Genomic DNA, 23,837 nt, shown 5'->3' with positions numbered 1-23,837 from the left:
TTACATTTGAGACATAACCAAGTGTAATATATTTATGAGTGAGCTGATCTGGACACCTTCTGCTGATTATCAGAAAAATTCTGCATTATTCGATTTTAAAACCTTTGTTGAAGAGCGTTATCAGCTTTCTTTTAGAGATTATGAAACGTTGTGGAAATGGTCTGTTTCTGAACCTGAAGATTTTTGGCATTCTGTATTTCAGTATTTCGATCTTAAATCCCATTCTCCGTTTGATGCTGTTGTTACATACTCCAGACAGGGATTTATCGGTACAGAATGGTTTCGGGGTGCGACACTCAATTATGCTGAACATGTCTTTCGCAATGAGACAGATAAACGTCCGGCTATTCTCTATCAGGCTGAACAGACGCCTGTTAAAGAAGTATCCTGGTCTCAGTTGAAAGATCAGGTACGTGCTATACAACAGTTTTTGATCAGAAAGGGTATTAAAGAAGGAGATCGGGTAGCGGGTATACTCAATAATACAACAGAAACCATTGCTATATTCTTGGCGGTGAATGCTATTGGAGCTATATGGTCCTGTTGTTCAACTGATTTCGGAAGTGCAAGTATTGTCGAACGCTTTACTTTGATTGAACCCAGGATTCTTTTTGCAGATTCAGGATATAATTATAACGGAAAGAAATATGATAAGCAGGAAACTGCGGTAACCATTAAAGACCAGATTTCTTCTATTACCGATCTTGTCATGGTAAATGGGGCAGATTGGGATTTAATAATGCAGGAAGCTGATCATGCACAGCCTCTCACATTTCAGGCAGTTTCATTTGATCATCCTATATGGATACTGTATTCTTCAGGTACAACCGGAAAACCTAAGGCAATCACACATAGTTCGGGCGGTAATTTGATTGAACATTATAAAGCGCTGGCTTTACACCAAAATGTACAGGAGGGAGATCGCTTTATGTGGTATACGACTACAGGTTGGATGATGTGGAATTATGCTGTTTCATCTCTTCTGGTTGGAGCTACTTTGTGTATCTATGATGGTTCTCCTATCTTTCCGGAGCGGAAATCTATCTGGAATTTTGTTGCTGATCATCATGTAGATCATCTTGGTGCCGGGGCAGCCTACTTTACATCCTGTCAGGATCTGTCATTATCAGAACTTAATATTAAACTCAAAACCATCGGTTCCACAGGTTCTCCTTTGCCTCCGGATACTTTTCAATGGTTGCAAGGCCAGCTGAAGGATGTACAAATTGTTTCTTTAAGTGGCGGTACGGATGTCTGCAGTGCTTTTCTTTCCGGTAGTACATTATTGCCCGTCTTTGCCGGTGAAATCCAGTGCCGTACGTTGGGTTCAAAAATAGAAGCCTATAATGAAGATGGTGTGGCGGTATACGATGAAGTGGGAGAACTGGTGATCGAAGTACCTATGCCTTCTATGCCGCTTTACTTTTGGAAGGATAAGGATAATGCTAAATATCTGGAAAGTTATTTTGACAAATATCCCGGCGTCTGGTGTCATGGAGACTGGATCAAAATAACCCGGAATAATAACGGTATCATTATGTATGGCAGATCTGATGCCACTTTAAACAGGGGAGGAGTGCGTATAGGTACAGCAGAGGTATATAATGTCCTGAATACGTTTGAAGATGTGGAAGACAGTCTTGTGATCTGTATTGACCTGGATAACGGGGATTCTGTTATGCCATTGTATATCAAGATGAAAGCGGGAGTGGAACTTACGGATGAACTTCGGACGGAAATCAAAAAACAACTACGAAGTACTTATAGTCCAAGACACGTACCTGATGAAATCCTGGCAGTACCGGATATCCCTTATACAATGAGTGGAAAGAAGCTGGAGATTCCTGTTAAGAAACTAATGATGGGCGTACCCATAGACCGGGCTGTTAGTATAGATGTGGTGAAAAATCCCGATTCTCTCAATTATTGGATAGATCTCCGTAAAAAAGTATAATTAATATATAGGAAGACGGATAAAGTGTAGTAAATATTGCTGGTGAGGACAGCAGCAAACGCCATGGCTCATTACCTATCTGTTATCCTGAATGCGTCATTAGTTGATATTCTTACTTAGAGACGGATAAAGTGTAGTAGATATTGCTGGTGAGGACACGCAGCAAACGCGAGGAATAATTACATAGCTGTTATTCTGAATGTGTTATCAGTGGATCTTCTTGCTAAGAACGATAAAGTGTAGTAGATATTGCCGGTGAGGAAAACGCAATGGGGGGAGTGCTGTATCTTTTAATTCTTGAATGAGTCGTCAGAAGGTATTCTTGTTAACTCTTAAACGCGTCAGTTGGCGTCCCCGCCAACTGCTTACGTTTATATATTTTCCGCACAGAGGTTATATTATACGACCCCCTGTGCAATCATTGCTTTAGCTACTTTTAGAAACCCGCCTATATTAGCACCTTTCAGGTAATTAATATAGTTGTCCTCATGACCGTATTTCACGCAGGTTCTATGGATATTTTCCATAATACCATGCAATTTTTTGTCTACTTTCTCTTTAGTCCATTGCTCTCTGATCGAGTTTTGAGACATCTCTAATCCCGATACAGCTACACCTCCGGCGTTGGCTGCCTTACCCGGAGCAAAGATAAGCCGTGCTTTGTGAAAGAGTTTGATGGCTTCAGCGGTGGAAGGCATATTTGCTCCTTCAGCTACACAGGTACAACCGTTAGCTATTAGTTTTTGAGCATCTTCTCCATCCAGTTCATTTTGGGTAGCACAAGGTAATGCAATGTCACACTTGAATTCCCATGGTTTTTTACCTTCATAATATTTTGCATCCGGATATTTTGAAATATATTTATCCAGATCACGACCTATAGTGGCAACGAATGCCAGTTTCTCTGCAGTAATTCCCTGTTCGTCATACAATACGCCCTGACTATTGGATAATGTAATTACTTTAGCTCCGAGCTGTATTGCTTTTTCTGCAGCATAGAACGCTACATTTCCTGCTCCTGAAATGGCTACAATCTTATCTTTCAGTTCTTCACTGCGATAATCATAGATGCAGGATACAAAATATAGCAATCCATATCCTGTAGCTTCCGGTCTGATATAAGAGCCACCCCAGTTGGCGCCTTTACCTGTAAGTACCCCTGTAAAGTTGTTTTGAAGACGCTTGTACTGTCCGAACATATAGCCGATTTCGCGTTCTCCTACACCTATATCTCCGGCAGGAACATCAGTTTCCGCTCCGATATGACGGTAAAGTTCTGAAATAAAGCTTTGACAGAATTTCATAATCTCCGTGTCCGATTTACCTTTCGGGTTGAAATCAGAACCTCCTTTACCACCTCCTATAGGAAGACTGGTCAGACTGTTTTTAAAGACCTGTTCGAAAGCCAGAAACTTAAGTATACTCAGATTGACATTTGGTGCAAACCGTAATCCTCCTTTGTAAGGACCTATCGCACTGTTCATTTGTACACGGTAACCCCGGTTCACCTCAATTTCGTTTTTATCGTTTAACCAGGTTACACGGAAAGAGATCACACGCTCAGGTTCAGCTAAGCGTTCCAGAACTTTCATCTTTAACAGTTGAGGTTGATGTTGTTCAATATAAGGGATCAGATCTTCCGCAACCTCCGTCACAGCTTGTAAGAATTCGGGTTCGTTAGGGTTGCGTTTTTCGATGTAATCAATAAATGTATTATATACTTTAGACATAAGGTATTAGGAAGTTTATTAAATATAGTTGCTAATATATAAAAAAAATGCTGCAATTGTTAATATTTTCACAATTGCAGCAGCGTTAATTTGTTATTTTTTAATATATAGCAGGCTTATTCTTACCAGCCTTTTACCGCATTTCCTTTAAATATTTTACGGGCAACTTCTTCCACTTCCGGAGACTGATAAGCCTGTACAAATTTCTTTATACGTTCATCATCTTTATTATCTGTACGGGTTACGATCAGGTTGACATAAGGAGACTCCTTATCTTCAGCAAATAATCCGTCTTTTTCCGGATCAAGTCCGGCCTGAGATGCAAATGTGTTGTTGATAATAGCGACATAGACTTCTTTATCATCCAATACTCTTGGTAACTGAGGTGCTTCAAGCTCCAGGAATTTGATTTGTTTCGGATTTTCAAGAATATCTGTGACCTTAGGCAGAATACCTGTATTCTCTTTTAATTTGATAAGACCTTGCTTTTGGAGAAGCAGTAAAGATCTGCCTCCATTGGTCGGATCGTTAGGAATAACGATAGTCTGTCCCGGAAGCAGTTCACTTATATTTTTGATCTTTTTGGAATAGGCTACGATAGGATATACAAATGTCTTGGCTACCGGAACAAGCTTATATCCCCGCTGCTTAGACTGTTCGTCCAGATAGGGCTGATGCTGAAAAGCATTTGCATCTAAATCTCCCTGATTCAGGGCCTCGTTTGGCACAACATAGTCGTTGAACGTCACCAGCTCCACATCCAGATTGTACTTTTCTTTGGCGACCTTTGCAGCTGTCTCTGCGATTTCCTTCTCGGGACCAGCCACAATGCCGATTTTCAATGTCTGACTGTCTTTTTTATTGCCGTTACACGCACTGAGTGTCAGTACTGCTGCAACAAGAATACATATGTGTTTTGTGCGTATGTTCATATCTTAATATTTGTATTATCTGTGATTTGTTTTCTTTGCAATAAAATCTCCGGTAAACTGCAGTATAAATACGATCAGTATCAGGAGGATCAATACTGCATTCATAATAAAAGCATCATATCCTATATAGCCATACTGATAACCTATTTGCCCTAATCCTCCAGCGCCTACTGCTCCGCCCATGGCTGAATATCCTACTAAAGTGATCAGCGTTATGGTTGCATTATTGACCATGGAGGGTAGGCTTTCCGGCAACAATACTTTTAGTATTATTTGTTTATGAGTCGCTCCCATTGCTCTGGCAGCTTCAATAAGTCCGGCAGGAATTTCCAACAGACTGTTTTCTACAAGACGGGCAACAAAAGGAGCTGCCCCAATGCTCAGCGGAACTAATGCTGCTGATACACCAATAGATGTACCTACCAATTCTCTGGTAAAGGGAATCATCCAGACGATCAGAATAATAAAAGGAATGGATCTGAAAATATTGACTATTACAGAAGTTACCTGGTGTATAACTCTATTTTCCATTATCTGTCCTTTGCGTGTGACAAAGAGAAGAATTCCCGTAGGAAGTCCTAATAAAAAACCAAAGAAACCGGAGGCAAATGTCATGACCAGAGTTTGCCAGGTCCCCTCTAATAATAGCTTAACTATGGTATCAGACATATCCTATAATTTCAAAAGATGAATAATTAGTTTTCAGATAGGTCAGGCTTTCTTGTATAGCCTGAGATTCTCCGCCAAGTTCCAGAAACATCAACCCAAAATTGGATTGACCAATGTATTCGATTTGTGCACTTATCAGTTTGGCATCCGTATGATACAATCGTTGCAGATCGGAAATCAGCAGAGACTGTTGTTCGTTACCTGTAATAAATAATTTAACAACCGGGTTTCCTGTCTCTTTCAATTTATGCTGAATTGCTTGCGGAAGTTCGGCGTTAAAAGATGAAGCGATGAATTGTTTTGTAACCTCTTCTTTGGGAGTGGTGAATATCTGTTCTACGGTTCCCTGTTCGATGAGTCTGCCATGATCTAAGACCGCCACACGATCACAAATTGTCTTTATGACTTCCATTTCGTGTGTGATCAGCAATATTGTCAGATTCAATTTTTTATTGATGGATCTTAATAATTGCAGGATAGACTTAGTCGTATGCGGATCAAGTGCACTTGTGGCCTCATCACACAACAGAATAGAAGGGTTATTGGCCAGTGCACGCGCGATGGCTACACGTTGTTTTTGTCCTCCGGACAGATTTGCAGGGTAATCGTTTGCTTTGGATTCCAGACCAACAAGTTGTAATAATTCGTTTACCCGTTCCTTGATCCATATTTTGGGCTTACCTGTCAATTCGAGTGGAAAAGCTATATTTTCAAATACGGTACGGGAAGAGAATAAATTAAAATGTTGGAAGATCATACCTATTTCTCTTCTTTTGACGGTAAGTTGCTGTTGTGGAAGAGTCATAATGTTTTGACCATTAATCACTATTGCACCATTATCCGGGCGCTCCAGTAGATTGACACAGCGTATAAGTGTACTTTTTCCTGCTCCGGAGCTTCCAATAACTCCATAAATCTCTCCTTCGCTGATCTTTATCGAAACATCTGCCAGTGCATTTGTAGAAATGCCTTTACTCTTAAATGTTTTTGAAATATTGACTAACTCTACCATTTAACTATATTAATAACATTTCGTACAAAAAAACCTTTCATTACATACTGAAAGGCTTATACTTAATAGGTGTTATATGCGCCAAAGGTATCAAATCTTTCTTTTTTTTCAAAGCAAATTCGCTGTCTGGTCTGTGAGAATAGCTGCAATAGGGATCAACATTCTTATTTGTACCGGAATGTTTCAATAGTGCTCCTTTTATAGGTATTTGGAATTGTCAGATTTTGGCAATATAAAAGACTATTAGTTTTGTCGAGAATAGTGTATAATAACGACCTGTAATAAGGGATATTTCTTTTGTTATCAATGAATTATTAAATGTGATTTTTGAAGGAAGGGAATAATCAAAAAATTGACTTTTTTATTTTTTTGGTAAAACTGTCAAATATTATATTTGTATAAATAAAATATTACCTAAAATGCTTAACTTGCCTAAAGTTTAGTTACAATGTTATCAATATTACAAACAAAACAATAGATTATTAAATAATATGGAAAATCAGGTTAAAGAGGCCAACGGTAAGTTGGGGATTTTAATTCCGGGCCTGGGGGCTGTTGCTACTACTTTGATTGCCGGTGTAGCCGCTATTAACAAAGGATTATCGTTGCCTATTGGTTCAGTTTCTCAATTGAGCCGTATTCGTCTGGGCAAACGTACAGAAGACAGAAATCCATTAATCAAAGATTTCGTTCCATTGGCAAAATTGGAAGATATCGTTTTTGGTGGTTGGGATGTTTACGAAGACAATGTGTATGTTGCTGCTTCTAAAGCAAAAGTATTGGAGCAAGGTCAGTTGGATCAGGTAAAAGAGGTCTTGGAGAATATTAAACCTATGAAAGCTGTTTTTGACAAAAACTTTGTCAAAAACCTGGATGGGACACATATTAAAACTGAAACTACCCGTCGTGAACTGGCTGATGCTGCACGTAAGGATATCCGTGATTTCAAAGAGCAGAATGGCCTTGACCGCGTTGTGATCGTATGGTGTGGTTCTACAGAAAGATATATCGAAACTAATGATGCATTTTCTACTGTTGCAAAACTGGAAGAAGCATTGGATAATGACGACAAGCGCATCCCGCCAAGTATGATTTATTGTTATGCAGCATTGATGGAAGGAGTACCTTATGTAAATGGTGCACCAAACCTGACTTGTGATGTACCAGCTATTGAAGAGCTGGCGCAGACAAACGGTGTTGCTATTGCCGGTAAAGATTTTAAAACAGGACAAACGTTGATGAAAACAATCGTTGCCCCTGGTTTGCAGGCTAGAGCATTAGGTGTAGAAGGTTGGTTCTCAACAAATATCCTAGGTAACCGTGACGGTCTGGTACTGGATGATCCTGAAAACTTTAAAACAAAAGAAGTTTCTAAATTATCGGTGTTGGAAGAGATTCTTGATGCTAAGAAAAACCCTGAATTATATGGTGATCTTTACCATAAAGTAAGAATCAATTACTATCCTCCACATGGTGACAACAAAGAGTCATGGGATAATATCGATATCTTCGGATGGATGGGGTACAAGATGCAGATCAAAATTAACTTCCTGTGTAGAGACTCGATTCTTGCAGCACCAGTTGCATTAGATCTTGCTTTATTTATTGATCTTGCTCAGCGTGCGGGTATGTCCGGTATTCAGGAATGGTTGTCATTCTACCTGAAATCACCTCAGACAGCACCTGGATTACCTCCGGAACATGATATCTTCAAACAACTTATGAAATTGCAGAATACATTGCGTCATATGATGGGTGAAGATTTGATTACTCATTTGGGATTGGATTACTACCAGGAGTTGGTAGACAGCATCCAATAATGATTTTGACAATATAATTTTTCAAAGGGAGGCGATTTGTCTCCCTTTCTTACCATTACTTTTCCGGTGATGGTAATTTTTAATAATGAAGATGATACACTTTGCTATTATAGCTGCCGGAGAAGGATCCCGTCTTAAAGAGGAGGGGGTCGATCTTCCAAAACCATTATTGACACTTAACGGTGTTCCTATGATCGCAAGATTAATCCGTATTTTTGCTGATCAGGGTGCTCCGGTCGTTCACATTATTATCAATAATCATTCTCCTGAGCTTAAAGCTTACCTTACGGAAGAAAACTTTGATGTGCCCATTAGCCTGATTATAAAAGATACACCCAGCTCTCTTCATAGTTTTCATGCGCTTATTGAGGCAAATCCGGATTGGGAAGCCTGCTGCCTGACGACTACTGATACTATTTTTAAAGAAGAAGACTTTGCATCTTATTTGCATGGATTCCGTGCAGCAGTACATGCAGATGCTTATATGGGAATCACTCCTTTTATAGATGATGAAAGTCCGTTATATGTAAAAACTGATCAGCATCAGAATATCCTGAGCTTTCAAGATCAGCATACGGAAGATATTCAATATGTATCCGGTGGTATTTACGGGTTGAGAAAGAATGCTATTGAGTTAGTGAAACGCTCTGTCGAGGAAGGGAATACACGGATGCGTAATTATCAAAGAGATTTATTGCTTAATCATTTAAATGTGAAAGGGCATATTTTTGGGAAGGTCGTAGATGTCGATCATCTCAAAGACAAGGAAATGGCTGAAGCATTCCTTTTAGAAAAAACACATTTAGTTAGTGCGAAAAATGGCTGAAAAGATTAAGATTTTGGGAGTGACGAGAAAGAGCCGTTTCTCGCCAAATCATATTGGTAATGATGCTGCCATATTTAATGAAGTATGTGAAAAGCTGACTTTAACAGGTGCCGATATAGAGATTTGTAATGAAGATGAATTCATGGAAAAAGAATCTGTATCGCAGGATTTTATTGTCACAATGGCTCGTACCAAAACCTTGGTAAAAAGGTTGCAAAAATTAGAAAAAGAAGGAAAGACAGTTATCAATTCCGGATGGGGAATAGAAAACTGTTTTCGCAAAAATATGACCAATGTATTGCTGGAAGGAGGGATTCCTTATCCGGCGAGCCATGTGGTCTCTACAACTTCTGATATTACAGAAGTTTTTAACTCTTTAAAGGGGAAAGGTGTCTGGATAAAAAGAGGAGATTTTCATGCTATTCATAAGGAAGACGTGACATTTGCGTCCTCTGCTGAAGAGGCAAAATACATTCTCAATGAATACGCACTGAGAGGGATTAAAGAAGCAGTGATCTCTGAGCATCTGGTAGGCGATCTTCTGAAATTCTATGCTGTAAAAGACACCGGATTCTTTCACTATTTCTATCCGTATGAACATAATCACCACAAGTATGCTGTATATGAGCAGATCAATGGGGAGACGGTTCATTACCCTTTTGATGAAGAAAAATTAAAACTAATCGCTGACCGTGCGGCTACGATTCTGGGTGTTCATGTCTATGGTGGGGATATTATCATCGGACCGGATGGCAATTTTCACATTATTGACCTCAATGACTGGCCAAGTTTTGCCCCATGCAGGGCTGAGGCTGCAGATGCTATCTGTAGTCTACTCGTTAACGTCTTTACAACTCAACAACATGCAAAGAGAGACATCGGTATACAACAATCCTAATACTCCCGAAGAACAAGAAACGGCATTTGAACAATCTCTCAAATCCAATGATACAGAAGAACGAATTGACATTTGGTTTTACAGACCGATCGGATTCAGAATAGCACAGGTCTGTGCCAAGATCGGAATCACTCCTAATGCGGTTACTATTATCAGTATTTTCTTTGGTGTAGGAGCCGGTATTTTATTTTATTATCCATCACTTTGGATTAATGTGATTGGGATGTTATTACTGGTTTTTGCCAATTCACTGGATTCGGCAGATGGCCAGTTGGCCAGGATGACAGACAATAAAAGTCGTTTTGGACGTATTTTAGATGGATTTGCGGGTGATTTTTGGTTTGCTTCCATTCATATTGCACTATGTCTGCGACTGATGAATGAAGGATGGTCTGCATGGGTATGGGTTCCGGGCGTATTAGCCGGGGTATCGCATGTTTTCCAATCTGCAATGGCTGACTATTACCGTAATGTACACTTATACTTTATCAAAGGAAAAGCAGGTAGCGAACTGGATAACAGTCGCGATCTGCAGGCAGAATTTGATCAGATGAGCTGGAGTAAACAAGCATTCAGCAAATTTGTATTGAATGGTTACCTGGGGTATACCCGTATGCAGGAGCGTTTATCTCCCAACCTTCAGCAACTTTTGGGCTTAATCAAAGCGAAGTATGTTGACAGTTTACCGCAAGCATTGGTGTCAGAGTTCAGAACCATGAACAAACCACTAATGAAGTATACTAATATTGTTCAATTCAATACCCGTGTTATCTTTTTATTTTTATGGCTTTTCATAGGAGAGGTGTGGTTATACTTTTTCTTTGATATGTTTGTATTAAATCCTATTCTGATCTATATGATCAACAGACAGGAAAAGGTTAGCGGATACTTTGTAAATAAACTCAAAAGTTAGACTCGAATGGCGAGTAAAATCTATAAAATTATTTTCTTTATTCTGGGTCTTGGTACTTTGGGCTATATGGTCTATTCCCTTGGTCCGGAAGTAATATGGGAAAATATACAAAAGACGGGGTGGTGGTTTGTACCGGTTCTGCTGAGCTGGCTGGTCATCTACCTGATGAATGCTATGGCTTTGAGAGATATTCTTCTGGAAAAGGATAACCCTAAGACACGACTGCCATTTGGTAAAATCTTTCAATTGATTGTTACCGGTTTTTCTATCAATTATATCACACCTTTTGTGGCATTAGGAGGAGAGCCATACCGTATTATGGAACTGAAGCCCTATGTAGGGAGTTCTAAAGCCGGATCCTCTATTTTGCTGTACACGATGATGCATATCCTTTCTCATCTTGTATTCTGGGTAGCATCGGTAGGCCTTATTCTCTGGTTTGTACCTGCAAGTAAAATTGTCGTAATCGCGTGTGTGACTATTATTCTGATGGCTGTGCTGGGGGTGTGGTGGTTTTCAAAAGGATACAAAAAGGGAATTACAGTGAGTCTGATGAAGTCTCTTAGTAAACTGCCTTTTGTAGGAAAGAAAATAGCGCTGTATGAGCAGGAGCATCACGAACTTTTGACAGATGTAGATAATCAGGTGAGGTCGTTATATGTAGACCGTAAGAGAAATTTCTACACCTCTTTATGCTGGGAGTTTTTTGCCCGTGTAGTTGGATGTGCTGAAATTTATTTTATAGCCCACGCATTGGGACTTCCGATGACTTATATCGAATGTCTGATTGTAAGTTCCGGATCATCTCTGTTTGCCAATCTGATTTTCTTTTTCCCTATGCAATTAGGCACACGGGAAGGGGGGATGGCTATGGCTGTCGCCAGTGTAGGATATCAGGCTTCAGTAGGTGTGTTTATCGGTATTGCAACCCGTATCCGTGAGCTGGTCTGGATTGCTATAGGTCTTCTTATGATGAGCTTTGCCAAGAGGAGCAAAACCAAGAGAGAAGCACAGTTAAATGAATCAGGAAATTAAATGAACCGGAAGAACTGATATGGAGACTCATATTAATTAGAAATCCGGTACATAAAACAATGCTAAATACATGAAAAAAATAGAAGGGTTAATATTTGACTACGGAGGGACATTAGATTCTAACGGGCAGCACTGGGCTGCCGTGCTTTGGTCATCCTATCAGAAATATGAAGCCGGAATTTCAAGGGAACAGTTTGATCAGGCTTATGTATATGCGGAGCGTAAAATGGCCACTCATCCTATTATCACGGAAGATTTTAATTTTCTTCAGGTACTTCAGGCTAAATTAAATGTACAATTTGAGTATCTGGCTTCTCAGGATATCAGACTTGATAATCAACTGGCAGATCTTATTGCAAATGATGGATATGAACTGGCTAAAGATAATGTGCTACGTGTTACGGAGAGCCTGAATCGTCTGCATGAAAAGTATCCTGTGGTGATGGTTTCAAATTTTTATGGTAATCTTACATCTGTATTACGGGATTTTGGAATTTACAATTGTTTTGACAAGATTATAGAATCCTCAGTAGTAGGTGTGCGTAAGCCAGACCCTGCAATTTATGCTTTAGGGGTGGATGTGATCGGACTGCCAGCGGCAGATTGTCTGGTGATAGGAGACTCTTACAGTAAAGACATGGTACCTGCAAAGGCCTGTGGTTGTCAGACGCTTTGGCTGAAAGGCGAAGGCTGGAAGGGGGATGATGAAGGGGAAACGAAAGATGCAGATTATACTTTTTATGATATAGGAGATCTGGAACGTATTATTACAAACTGGGAATCCTTATAAAACATTCCAGAGAAAGGCTTATAGAGTATGCCTTTCGATACTACTGAAAATGCCCCGCTAAGCGGGGCATTTTTACTTTATTTCTTTGTAAACATTCCGGCAATATCGTCCAGAAAATTTCCGTCTTTATTCTTATCAAAGAATCCGCTGACCAGATCTGCAAGACCACCACCTGATGACTGCTGTTGTTGAGTGTCAGCCGATGTATTATCATTTCCTCCCCCGTTTAGCAATCCACCCAGCAAGTCTCCGATTCCGCCGGAATTACTTTGGGCTGCTTTTTCTTTACCTACATAAGCCATCACAATAGGAGCGAGAGTTGAAAGTACTGTACCAACTGTTTCTGAACTTATTCCGGTCTTGGAAGCAATTTCATTTTTTACCTGATCGGAGTTTTTACCAAACATATGATTGATAATTTTGTCATCATCCTCGCTGGGGCCATCTTCTACAATCTGATCTACACGATCCAATGCATCTCCTGTATGTTTGTTATCCAATGCATTGTTCAGGCTTTCTGCTTGTTCCGATTTTTTGCTGGAATTGTATTTTAGTGCTGCAATCATCAAGGGTACTGCAATCGCAACCATCCACTTAGCTTTGGTCTCGCTGATACCCAGTTTTCCAGCCAGTGCAGTAATGACTTTTGTGCCAATGCCGCCTGTAATTAAATCAATCATTCCCATAATTTTATAGTATTAGTGTTTTATATGATTTTGGCAAAATCTATTCCAAAGATTCTGATGTTTGTTAAATGTCGGTTTTTAAATTAAACAATTTCTGCAACTGCTTTGTTTGATTAATAATGAGAAGTTTAACGTTTATATTTTTAGCTATTACAATGAATTCACTAACGCCTGCTCGGGGCCAGGGTACACTTCCGGAAGATGACCGCTTAGAGGTTGTGGCAGCCTTCGGACAATCTCAGCCGATCGGTGTATCGGTATCATCTGATAATCGTGTTTTTGTTTCTTTTCCTAAGCGGGAGCCTTATGAAATGGGATTGGCAGAAGTAAAGAATGGAAAGCGGACAGCTTATCCAAATGTAGAATGGAACCGCAAAGAAGGAAATGAGGACGAAGTATTTGTCAATGTACAGGATATATATGTAGATGGCAACGATCATCTGTGGGTACTGGACTCTAAACCTGCACCTCAGAATTCGGTATTCGGAAATGACGGATCCGGTGAGAAGAAAAACGGACAATTTAAACTGTTGCAAATCGATTTGCATACCGATTCGGTTCTCCATGTCTTTAATTTTGATGATTTGGATAAGAGCAAATCCGGTCTGAATGATGTACGTGTGGATACGGATAAAAAACTGGCCTACCTTTCGGATCCGGGGCAAGCTGCCATTGTGATTCTGGATCTTATAAGCGGGAAGAGCCGGGTTGTCTTGCAGCATCATTTTTCGACTTTGGCAGATTCCGGTATGTTGCTAACTTATGAGGGTAAAAAAATGGAGGACAAGTCTGGAAATATGTTCAGGTCCAATGTAAATGGAATAGCACTTACCAAAGATTTAAGATACTTTTATTACAGACCTATTAATGGTCTTCATTTATATCGTATAGAAACTAAATATCTGGCGGATGATAAGCTTTCTCAACAGCAACTCAGTTCTTATGTGGAGGAGATGGGTGAGACTGCTGTATGCCACGGTATGGAAGCGGATGTAGCCGGCAATATTTATATCACTTCCTCTCTGGATTACAGTATCAAATATTTCACACCTGCCGGCAAACTGATCACGCTTGTGCAGGATCCACGGTTGATCTGGCCGGATTCCTTAGGTATAGGTACAGACGGATACCTGTATTTCTCCTGTGCTCAGGTCAACAGATTACCGCAATGGAACGGAGGTACAGATAAAACTTCTTTTCCGTACCGTATTTATCGTGTTAAATTACCGCCAACTTCTTAAAACCGGCAGATATCAAATAAAAAAATCCAGACGAATGTAGTATATCGTCTGGATTTTTTTGCTTCCTGTACGAAGGCTATGGAAGCATAGTATGAAGTTCTTTAGTAATTGTATCAATATCTTGCTGTTCGATTTCCAAATCACCCGCTCTTGCATTGCTTATAGTCTGTGATGCATTGCGTGCCCCTGCCAGTGCAATAGTGATACCGGGCTGAGCCACTGTCCAGCCTAATACCAGTTGTCCGAGGGTCACATCGTATTTATCTGCAATAGGTTCTATCGTTTTCAGAAATGTATTTGTTCTGGCAATACTGTCATCTGTAAAAAACGGAAGATTAGCACGATGGTCTCCCGCTCCGAATTGTTGTCCGGGTTTCATTTTTCCGGTAAGGAGACCTCTTTCCATAGGACTATAAGCAAGTATTCCGATATCGTTAGCAATACAGTAGGGAACGGTTTCCTTTTCTATGCCTCTGTTGACCATAGAGTAAGGAATCTGATCGGAAATAATTGGACATACAGAAGCAGCTCTTGCTACCTGACCTTTATCATAATTACAGACACCTGCGTATCTTATTTTACCTTGTTCTATAAGTCTGGCTACGGCTTCAAAAGTTTCTTCAATTGCTGTAGTTTTGTCATTCCAGTGAATCTGGTAAAGATCAATATAATCTGTTCCCAGTCTTTTTAGCGACTGCTCACATTCGTATATCACGCTGTCCTTACCTGCGTATTTATAGATTGTAATATCCTGTCCCTGATTGTTTTTACTGGGTCCTACAAGATCACCCTGATCTGTATCCCAGCGCATTCCGAACTTAGTCAGAATTTGAATCTTGTCGCGCGACAATCCTTTAATAGCTTCACCAACGATTTCTTCACTTGTGCCCTGCCCATAGATAGGTGCTGTATCTATAGATGTCATCCCTTCTTCCAAGCCAGCTTGTATCGCTTTTATAGCCTCATTACGATCTGTACTTCCCCACATCCATCCTCCGGCAGCCCAGGCGCCAAAAGTAATAGTCGATAGTTGAAGATCGCTTTTTCCAATTTTCCGATATTTCATAGCGTTCGTTTTTTTACTTTCCCTAAAAGTAAGAGTCCTTTTCTCAAATTAAAAGTCTGTCTTGTTATTATGAGCTTAATTTGACTATATTTAGCCAAACTATGATTTTGAAATGATGAACCGAATTATTTTGATCCTTCCTGTTTTGTTTGGGCTATTTTCTTGCCAATCAACTGAAAATAAGAATAATGCTGCTCAGGATTCTGTGAAAAGCATTCAGCTGGATGCACAGCAGGCACAGCGCATTCTGAATCTTCCTCTCCACTGTCTGACTACAGAGTATCCGAATAAACTCGGACAGGTGATAGGTAGTGAGCAGGATCTCAAAACACCTAGGCAATTAAGACCTGTCTTCTATGGCTGCTTTGACTGGCATTCTTCTGTGCACGGATATTGGTCTGTTATCAAAATTTTGAAAACACATCCTGATCTGGATAAAGATGGTCATATTCGTCAGTTACTGAAGCAACATATCACTCCTGAAAATGTACAGATAGAGCTGGCTTTTTTTCAGGATAAAAATAACCTCGGTTTTGAGCGTACATATGGCTGGGCCTGGTTATTCAAATTGCAGGAAGAGCTGCTAAGCTGGAATGATACGGATGCCAAGCAGTGGGCGCAGAATCTGCAGCCCTTAGTAGATATATTGGTAGACCGATATCAAACTTACCTGCCTAAATTAGTCTATCCTATACGTTCGGGACAGCATGATAATTCTGCATTTGGTTTTTCACTTTCACTGGACTATGCAAGAGCTGTAGGCAATAAAGAATTTGAAAATATACTGGCAGAGCATGCAAAACGCTTATATACTCAGGACAAGAATTGTGATCTGGCCTATGAGCCAAGTGGCTCTGATTTTCTGTCTCCCTGTCTGGAAGAGGCGCTTGTAATGAGTAAAATATTGCCTCAGGACGCGTATAAAACCTGGTTAAAGACTTTTATGCCACAATTGTTTGAAGCGGATTTTTCATTAAAGCCGGCTGTCGTAAAAGATCGCACAGACGGCAAGCTGGTTCATCTGGATGGTTTGAATTTCAGCCGTGCCACTTGTCTTAATGGTATTGCAAAGGCCTTGCCTGAGTTGCACCATCTCAAAAAGGTAGGACATGAGCATCTTGCTTTCTCGCTGCCTAATATCTCAAATGATGATTATATGGGCAGTCATTGGCTAGGTACATTTGCTCTCTATGCACTATCACATCAGGATTAAGGAAGAGAGATAGAACTGTTCGATTTAAGTCCGGATCTGGTCTTTGCTATAGGTGCGGACATCTGCTGTGACTGTACAAAATATTGCTGAATACGCTGTACAGCATTTGCTATATGCCCGCACCTTCGGTACAAAGTAGCGTGACTCTGTACTTTTCAAAGGTAAATAGCATAATGATTAAAGCCTGTGTGTAGCTATTGCAGATCTTTTGCTTTACCGGCGCTTAACTACACATTTAGTCAGATTTCTCTTTAATTTATAGGTATAAGGACATTATCCTCCAACCGGAGTGCTGAAATAGTGATAGAAGTAAATCCATCTTCTTTAGAAACTATTCTGGAAAGATCCAATCCCCTTAACGAAAATGCGTGTAATAATGCCGTACGGAAAGCTCCGCTGGAACCCGGCCGGCCATGTGCCTGTATATCCTGATTGTTGACTTCTATTAATTCCTGTACGCTGTACTTTTGAAAGATTTCCAAAAAATCCTGATAAAGTTGAATCGGTGTTGACATACCATTTAAAATTAAAAACGTTTAACCATAAATCGTATTCAGAACCTGGGCTTAAAATAAGTCGTGATTGACGTTTATTTTGGCGGACACCCGTATTATTTTACCACCGTGGTGACTCCACTCGGTTGGTATTGTTTCGAACAATTCTGAATACTCTACCAAAATTATAGACTTTATTTTAGTAATCCAAATTTTTATTCATAAATATTTTTCAGACTTGTCGGGGAAACTGATTTTTTAATTCTTTTTCAGTAAAACAAGAGACTGAACAAGAGTAGCTTTTAATGAATCAATCCAATAGAAAAAAGGCCTTTTTGATATTAAAAATCAATTATTATAAACAAAAATGAGGTTTTGTTGTTTAATGTATATCTGGCATACGCCTAAACTTCTCACCTATGTATCTGCTCAAAATCGTATTTGAGCTTCAAAAAAATAAAAAATAAAATGAGTAAAACTATCATAGTTTCTAACAGACTTCCTATAAAAATAGAACGTACCGATCAAGGACTTAATTTCATGCCCAGCGAAGGAGGATTGGCCACGGGTTTAGGGTCTATCTACAATACTGGTGGAAATATCTGGATAGGATGGCCGGGTATCGTTCCTGAAAATGAAACAGAAGAAGAGGAGATCAGGGAAAAGTTACGGACATTGAATCTTGTAGCTGTATTTCTTGATCAGGAGGAGCTGGAAGGTTTTTATGAAGGTTTTTCAAATGAGGTTTTATGGCCAATTTGTCATTATCGCCCGAGTTATGCAGTATATGATGAAGCGAATTGGCAAACTTATCTGAATGTAAATGTTAAATTTTCAAATATTATCAAAAGCTATATTCAGGAGAATGATGAAGTCTGGATTCATGATTATCAGCTGATGTTGCTCCCAAGTCAGATAAGAGCTTTTAAGAATGAGATTTCCATTGCTTACTTTCAACATATTCCTTTTCCTTCCCATGAACTTTTCCGTCTGATTCCCTGGCGAAATGAACTGCTGAATGGTTTACTGGGAGCGGATCTGATCGGATTTCATACGTTTAATGATTCGCAGTATTTTATTGATGCCTGTTCGCACATTCTGGGAACTAAAAATAAGGACAACAGTTTGCAACACGGCGGCAGGACAGTGTTTGTAGAAGCTTATCCTATGGGTATAGATAACAGTAAGTTTGAAAAACTGGCCAGAGAAAATAGTATCCGGGAACGGGCCGAGACAATCAGAGATAATTTCAGACACCGCAAAATTATTCTGTCCGTAGATCGTCTGGATTACAGTAAGGGTATATTGGAACGTATTCACGCTTTTGAGAATCTGCTGAAGGAATATCCGGCTTATATGAAAGAGGTTGTCTACTATATGCTTGTCGTTCCATCCAGAGATCAGGTGCCACAGTATAAGATGCTAAAGGATGAAGTGGACCGTTCTGTAGGTAGAGTGAATGCGATGTATGGTACAGAAGACTGGATACCAATTGCATACTTCTACAATTCCTATCCGATGGAAGAGTTATCCGCATTGTATGTTTCAGCAGATGTATGTCTGGTAACTCCTATACGGGATGGTATGAATCTGGTCTGTAAGGAATATATTGCCAGTCATCCGGAGCAACATGGGGTATTGGTATTAAGTGAGATGGCAGGTGCCGCGCGGGAGCTGCCGGATGCGCTGATTGTGAATCCGAATGATGCCTATGGTGTCGCTCAAAGTCTAATGCAGGCATTGGAAATGACCGAAGAAGAACAGTCTGAGCGGATGGAGTCTATGCTGGAAAATGTACGTAAGTTTAATATCCATCATTGGGTAAATCAGTTTCTGGAGAGACTCCGTGAGATTAAAGATCTGCAGGTTAAGGAATTGTCCCGAAAAGTAGGTGACAAAATCAAAGAACAGATGTGTGAAAATTACCGAAGTGCAGATAAACGTCTTATTTTATTAGACTATGACGGTACGCTGGTCGGATTTAATAAAGAGGCTGAAAAGGCAACCCCAACAAGCGAACTGTATCAGATTCTCGAACAAATCAGTGAAGATCCGAAAAATCTGGTCGTTATTATCAGTGGCCGTAAACATCAGACTCTGCAAAAATGGTTTCTGGACAGGGATATGATTCTGGTGGGCGAACATGGGGCCTGGTCTAATTATCCGGACGGGGAATGGAAAGCTAAAAAAGGCTTGTCTACTGTTTGGAAGGATATTATAAAAACAACAATGGTGAAGTATGCCGATCGTACACCCGGTGCATTTGTAGAGGAGAAGAATTATTCTTTAGCCTGGCATTACCGTAAGGTACAGAAAGGACTTGGACGGCTGCGGGCTCAGGAGTTGATGGACAGGCTGCGGTATATTGTCCCTAACTATGGCGTGCAGTTATTGGATGGGGATGATGTGATAGAAGTGAAAAATTCGGAGGTCAATAAGGGGCGCGCTGCACTGGAAATCTATAAGGATTTTGAGCCCGGATTTGTTCTGGCTATTGGTGATGATATGACCGATGAAGATATGTTTTATGCGCTTCCGGAAGAGACATTTACGATTAAGGTAGGCAATAAAGCTTCAGCCGCACGTTATTATATAGAGGGACAACCGGAGGTATTACCCTTACTGAATGATATCATGAACTGCAAAAATAGATAAAGAATGAATCAGAACAGACATGTTTACAATACAGGAATTATAGGTAATTGTGCTTTTATTGCACATATTAATAAGGATACAAATATAGACTGGCTATGCTGGCCTTCTTTTGAAAATTCGTTTGTTTTTGGAAGATTATTAGATCGCGAAAAAGGAGGGGAGTTCTCGATTACTCCTGCTGCGGGATCATTTGAAAGTGTACAGACTTATATTGAAAACACTAATATTTTACAGACCGTCATCACGACAGACGAAGGTACTTATCAGGTCACGGATTTTGCTCCCCGTTATGAGCAATACAACAGGTATTACAAACCGTTGATGCTGATCCGGAAGGTGGAGGTTATATCGGGGCGTCCCCGTGTGCGAATCAACTGCCAGCCGGTATATGATTATGGTAAAGGAATGTTTGAGCGCCACAGGGGAAGCAATCATGTAGAATTTACCAACGATCAGGAAAAAATAAGACTGACGACAAATGTACCCATCAGTCATTTTTTTTCGGATCTGCCTTTGCCGCTCAATGAAACAAAATATCTGGTACTCACGTATGGCAGTTCTCTGGAAGCACCATTGATCAAGACTTCTGAGGATTTCTTTCATAATACCAAACGCTACTGGCGCAATTGGATTAAGAAGGCTTCTATTCCTCATTTCTATCAGAAAGAAGTAATACGCTCTGCTTTGGCACTGAAAATACACCAGTATGAAGATACGGGGGCTATTATTGCTTCAAGTACTACCAGTCTGCCTGAACATCCGGGCAGTGGACGTAATTGGGATTACAGATATTGCTGGTTGCGGGATAGTTATTATGTATTGAATGCGCTGGAGTATATCGGACATTTTGAAGAAATGGAAAAGTATGCTTCCTATATTACGGGCATCACACAGTCTGATCAGGGGCGACTTCAGCCGTTATATGGTATTTTAGGTCAGCATACACTGACGGAACATACGCTTGATTATTTATCCGGATATCAGGGTAATCAGCCGGTAAGGATCGGCAACCAGGCTTATGAACATATCCAGAATGATGTATATGGCCAGGCAATCATTGCTTTACTTCCCTTATTTACAGATCACCGATTTACCTATAAAGAGCGGGCAGGAGTAGGATACTGGCTGGATTATTTTCTTCAACGCATTGAAAAGACAATTGATGAAAAAGATGCGGGTATCTGGGAATTTAGAAATTTTGAAAATCATCATTGCTACAGTAACCTTTTTCAGTGGGCCGGCAGTGCTGCGGCATTGAAGATTGCCAAACAGATCGGTGATCAGGATATTATGGCAAGAGCGCAAAAGATGATGGCAAAAGCTGCTGAATATATTGAGAGCTGTTATGATGAGGAGCGTATGGTATATACCAGTGCGAGGGGAAGTTCAAATCTGGATGCCAGTACATTGCAGCTTATTATGATGCACTATCTGCATCCGGACAGTGAACGTGCAAAAAAACATTTGGAGGGACTGGAAAAGGAACTAAAAACGGAAGAGGGATTATTTTATCGCTATCTGCATAAGGATGATTTTGGAAAGCCTAAATCTACATTTCTGATCTGTGCCTTCTGGTATGTGGAGGCGTTGGCTTGTGTGGGACGCATTGAGGAGGCTCAGGAGATTTTCGAAAATCTGATGAAGTATGGTAATCATTTGATGTTGTTCAGTGAAGATATTGATGAAGAAGACGGTAGTCAGTGGGGTAACTTTCCGCAGGCTTACAGTCATGTAGGATTAATGAATGCAGCCTACAGGATAGCGATCAAACTGGATGAACCTTTGTTCCTTAAATAGTATTTCTGGATATTTTGTCATTAGAGACTGTCAACATGTCTTATGGAAGTCAAAAAACTGATTTTGGAATATTCCTTGATGTTGCTTTCCTGTAAATTGATAAAATAAAAATAAGTATATATGAATACAGAAAAAGGAATCATTTCCATACACACGGAAAATATTTTTCCTGTCATTAAGAAGTTTTTATATTCAGATAATGAGATCTTTCTGCGTGAACTGGTATCCAATGCCGTAGACGCATCTCAAAAGATCAAAAGATTGGCTTCCCTTGGACAGTATCAGGGTGAGATAGGTGATCTGACGGTGGATGTCAAATTTGACGAGACTGCAAAGACAATCACGATCTCCGATAAAGGTATCGGGATGACTGCCGAGGAAGTAAAGAAATACATTAACCAGATTGCTTTTTCAGGAGCAACGGAGTTTATGGAAAAATTCAAAGAAGCTAATGATGCAAATGAAATCATTGGTCGGTTTGGATTAGGATTCTACTCTGCATTTATGGTTGCGGATACGGTAGAAATACAGACGCTGTCGTTTCAGGATGGAGCTGAGCCTGCTAAATGGGTGTGTGACGGAAGTACTTCGTATGAGATCTCTGAGGGTACTCGCACAGAAAGGGGAACAGATATTATCCTGCATGTCAATGATGAATCAGCTGAGTTTCTGAACAAAGCTCGTCTGCAGGAGATTCTGGATAAATACTGCCGTTTCTTACCGGTTCCTATCCGTTTCGGTACCAAGACTTCTTCTGAAGCTGATGGAGAGGATGAAGAAGGTAAACCTAAGTACAAATCTGTAGAGGTTGACAATATCATCAATAATACACATCCGGCATGGACAAAAGCACCTTCGGAATTAAAAGATGAAGATTACCTTGCTTTTTACCGTGAATTGTATCCATATTCTATGGATGAACCCTTATTCTGGATTCACCTGAATGTAGATTATCCGTTCAATCTGACTGGTATTTTGTATTTCCCAAAAATCAAAAATGAACTGGAGATTCAGCGTAACAAAATCAAATTGTATTCCCGTCAGGTCTTTATTACAGACGAGGTAAAAGATATTGTACCGGAGTTTTTGATGTTACTGCATGGCGTGATTGACTCTCCTGATATTCCGTTGAACGTTTCGCGCTCTTTCCTGCAGGCAGATGGTAATGTGAAGAAAATCAATAATTACATTACAAAAAAGGTTGCGGATAAGTTGCAGGAAATATTTAAATCAGACCGTAAAGGTTTTGAAGAAAAATGGAACGACATCGGTCTGTTTATCAAATATGGTATGCTGAGTGATGAGAAATTTGCAGAAAAAGCTGCTGATTTCTGCCTGTTGAAAAATACAGACAACGATCACTTTACCATCAAGGAATATTACGAAAAAGTAAAAGATATACAAGTAGACAAAGATGGTAACATCGTCTATCTGTATACGCATGACAAAGCACAGCAGGACAGTTTTATTTCTGCTGCAAAACAGAAGGGTTATGATGTCCTTGTGATGGATGGTCCTTTGGATACGCACTTTGTTTCTTATCTGGAACAAAAAGGTGGTGAAAAAGTACAATTGAAACGTGTAGATGCGGATGTAATTGACAAGCTGATTCAGAAAGATGAAAAACAGGAATTGGCTTTGTCTGAAGAAGAAGCTAAACAGGCGACAGGATTATTTGAAAAGGCGATCAGCCGTCAGGATATGAAAGTTGAAGTGGAAGCTATGTCTGCTGATGAAGCTCCTGTGTCTGTCACACTGGATGAATTTATGCGTCGTATGAAAGATATGGCAAAGACTGGTGGAGGTATGGGATTCTACGGAACGCTGCCGGATAACTATAAAGTAACTGTAAATGGTAATCATCCTTTGATCAAACGTATTCTTACTTCTCCTGAAGCAGAAGGTGAACAATTGGCTAAACAAGCCTTCGATCTGGCATTATTGTCAAGAGGATTGCTGACAGGAGCTGATCTGACCGCCTTTGTGAAAAGAAGCGTAGAATTGATATAATATTTATTTAAAAATAATTGCTTAATCCTCATTATGATAGAAAATAATGAGGATTTTTTTTGTCAAAACATTTGGAGAGTATCGCTATTTATTCTA

At 40.0% G+C, this 23,837-nt stretch carries 19 protein-coding genes and 1 riboswitch; of the genes, 12 read left to right on the top strand and 7 right to left on the bottom strand.

Annotated features, from left to right (window positions below; translation table 11 throughout):
• Positions 1–34: 34 nt before the first annotated feature.
• A complete protein-coding gene (locus tag B4B65_RS17640; protein ID WP_293917422.1) occupies positions 35–1,954 on the top strand; it encodes an acetoacetate--CoA ligase in 1,920 nt (639 codons plus the stop codon).
• A 398-nt stretch (positions 1,955–2,352) separates the two neighbouring features.
• Here B4B65_RS17640 and gdhA read toward each other — a convergent pair whose 3' ends face one another.
• The 4 genes from gdhA to B4B65_RS17620 all read right to left on the bottom strand — a co-directional run bounded on the left by gdhA (position 2,353) and on the right by B4B65_RS17620 (position 6,297).
• The gene (gene gdhA, locus B4B65_RS17635; RefSeq protein WP_293917419.1) at positions 2,353–3,684 is read right to left on the bottom strand and encodes an NADP-specific glutamate dehydrogenase; all 1,332 of its coding nucleotides are present in this window, start codon (positions 3,682–3,684) and stop codon (positions 2,353–2,355) included.
• Positions 3,685–3,806: 122 nt separating this feature from the next.
• Positions 3,807–4,616, bottom strand: coding sequence for a methionine ABC transporter substrate-binding lipoprotein MetQ (gene metQ, locus B4B65_RS17630; protein ID WP_293917417.1), 810 nt, complete (start codon positions 4,614–4,616; stop codon positions 3,807–3,809).
• Positions 4,617–4,631: 15 nt separating this feature from the next.
• Entirely contained in the window at positions 4,632–5,285 is a 654-nt protein-coding gene (gene metI / locus B4B65_RS17625) for a methionine ABC transporter permease MetI (protein ID WP_201678752.1), read from the bottom strand.
• Positions 5,278–6,297, bottom strand: coding sequence for a methionine ABC transporter ATP-binding protein (locus B4B65_RS17620; protein WP_293917415.1), 1,020 nt, complete (start codon positions 6,295–6,297; stop codon positions 5,278–5,280). The genes metI and B4B65_RS17620 overlap by 8 nt, the downstream gene beginning before the upstream one ends.
• A 491-nt stretch (positions 6,298–6,788) precedes the next feature.
• Between B4B65_RS17620 and B4B65_RS17615 the strand changes: the two genes are divergently transcribed.
• From B4B65_RS17615 to B4B65_RS17590, 6 genes are all read left to right on the top strand, one after another.
• Positions 6,789–8,117: an inositol-3-phosphate synthase gene (locus B4B65_RS17615; protein ID WP_201678754.1), complete on the top strand. Its 1,329-nt coding sequence runs from the start codon at positions 6,789–6,791 to the stop codon at positions 8,115–8,117.
• 91 nt (positions 8,118–8,208) lie between these two features.
• Complete coding sequence (locus B4B65_RS17610) at positions 8,209–8,943, top strand: nucleotidyltransferase family protein (RefSeq protein ID WP_293917412.1); 735 nt, start codon at positions 8,209–8,211, stop codon at positions 8,941–8,943.
• The gene (locus B4B65_RS17605) at positions 8,936–9,841 is read left to right on the top strand and encodes a hypothetical protein (protein ID WP_201678756.1); all 906 of its coding nucleotides are present in this window, start codon (positions 8,936–8,938) and stop codon (positions 9,839–9,841) included. The genes B4B65_RS17610 and B4B65_RS17605 overlap by 8 nt, the downstream gene beginning before the upstream one ends.
• A complete protein-coding gene (locus B4B65_RS17600) occupies positions 9,807–10,754 on the top strand; it encodes a CDP-alcohol phosphatidyltransferase family protein (protein WP_293917410.1) in 948 nt (315 codons plus the stop codon). The genes B4B65_RS17605 and B4B65_RS17600 overlap by 35 nt, the downstream gene beginning before the upstream one ends.
• A 6-nt stretch (positions 10,755–10,760) precedes the next feature.
• The gene (locus B4B65_RS17595) at positions 10,761–11,789 is read left to right on the top strand and encodes a lysylphosphatidylglycerol synthase transmembrane domain-containing protein (protein WP_201678758.1); all 1,029 of its coding nucleotides are present in this window, start codon (positions 10,761–10,763) and stop codon (positions 11,787–11,789) included.
• Positions 11,790–11,859: 70 nt separating this feature from the next.
• The gene (locus B4B65_RS17590; protein ID WP_293917407.1) at positions 11,860–12,579 is read left to right on the top strand and encodes an HAD family hydrolase; all 720 of its coding nucleotides are present in this window, start codon (positions 11,860–11,862) and stop codon (positions 12,577–12,579) included.
• 77 nt (positions 12,580–12,656) lie between these two features.
• On the opposite strand, the gene B4B65_RS17585 is transcribed toward B4B65_RS17590, so the two are convergent.
• Positions 12,657–13,259 (bottom strand): DUF937 domain-containing protein, encoded by a 603-nt coding sequence (locus B4B65_RS17585; RefSeq protein ID WP_293917405.1) that lies wholly within the window; start codon positions 13,257–13,259, stop codon positions 12,657–12,659.
• Positions 13,260–13,420: 161 nt separating this feature from the next.
• Between B4B65_RS17585 and B4B65_RS17580 the strand changes: the two genes are divergently transcribed.
• Entirely contained in the window at positions 13,421–14,506 is a 1,086-nt protein-coding gene (locus tag B4B65_RS17580) for an L-dopachrome tautomerase-related protein (RefSeq protein WP_293917403.1), read from the top strand.
• 76 nt (positions 14,507–14,582) lie between these two features.
• Here the strand turns inward: B4B65_RS17580 and B4B65_RS17575 are convergent, their stop codons facing one another.
• The gene (locus B4B65_RS17575) at positions 14,583–15,572 is read right to left on the bottom strand and encodes an aldo/keto reductase (RefSeq protein WP_293917401.1); all 990 of its coding nucleotides are present in this window, start codon (positions 15,570–15,572) and stop codon (positions 14,583–14,585) included.
• Positions 15,573–15,687: 115 nt separating this feature from the next.
• Here B4B65_RS17575 and B4B65_RS17570 point away from each other — a divergent pair, with 115 nt between their 5' ends.
• The gene (locus tag B4B65_RS17570; protein ID WP_293917400.1) at positions 15,688–16,785 is read left to right on the top strand and encodes a DUF2891 domain-containing protein; all 1,098 of its coding nucleotides are present in this window, start codon (positions 15,688–15,690) and stop codon (positions 16,783–16,785) included.
• Between the two features lie 251 nt (positions 16,786–17,036).
• Here B4B65_RS17570 and B4B65_RS17565 read toward each other — a convergent pair whose 3' ends face one another.
• A complete protein-coding gene (locus tag B4B65_RS17565; protein WP_201678768.1) occupies positions 17,037–17,300 on the bottom strand; it encodes a 5-oxoprolinase in 264 nt (87 codons plus the stop codon).
• A 65-nt stretch (positions 17,301–17,365) separates the two neighbouring features.
• Positions 17,366–17,459, bottom strand: a riboswitch (SAM-I-IV-variant riboswitch).
• Positions 17,460–17,747: 288 nt separating this feature from the next.
• Between B4B65_RS17565 and B4B65_RS17560 the strand changes: the two genes are divergently transcribed.
• The 3 genes from B4B65_RS17560 to htpG all read left to right on the top strand — a co-directional run bounded on the left by B4B65_RS17560 (position 17,748) and on the right by htpG (position 23,741).
• Positions 17,748–19,934, top strand: a complete 2,187-nt coding sequence (locus tag B4B65_RS17560) for a bifunctional alpha,alpha-trehalose-phosphate synthase (UDP-forming)/trehalose-phosphatase (RefSeq protein WP_293917397.1) — start codon at positions 17,748–17,750, stop codon at positions 19,932–19,934.
• Positions 19,935–19,937: 3 nt separating this feature from the next.
• On the top strand, positions 19,938–21,731 hold the full coding sequence (locus B4B65_RS17555; RefSeq protein WP_201678770.1) for a glycoside hydrolase family 15 protein: 1,794 nt from the start codon (positions 19,938–19,940) through the stop codon (positions 21,729–21,731).
• A 120-nt stretch (positions 21,732–21,851) separates the two neighbouring features.
• The gene (htpG, locus tag B4B65_RS17550; RefSeq protein ID WP_293917395.1) at positions 21,852–23,741 is read left to right on the top strand and encodes a molecular chaperone HtpG; all 1,890 of its coding nucleotides are present in this window, start codon (positions 21,852–21,854) and stop codon (positions 23,739–23,741) included.
• Positions 23,742–23,837: the final 96 nt, after the last annotated feature.

Source organism: Sphingobacterium sp. UBA5789, from assembly GCF_002418355.1.
Taxonomy (GTDB): domain Bacteria; phylum Bacteroidota; class Bacteroidia; order Sphingobacteriales; family Sphingobacteriaceae; genus Sphingobacterium.
Note: the sequence above shows the minus strand (reverse complement) of the source record. Positions and strands in the feature narration are given on the sequence as shown.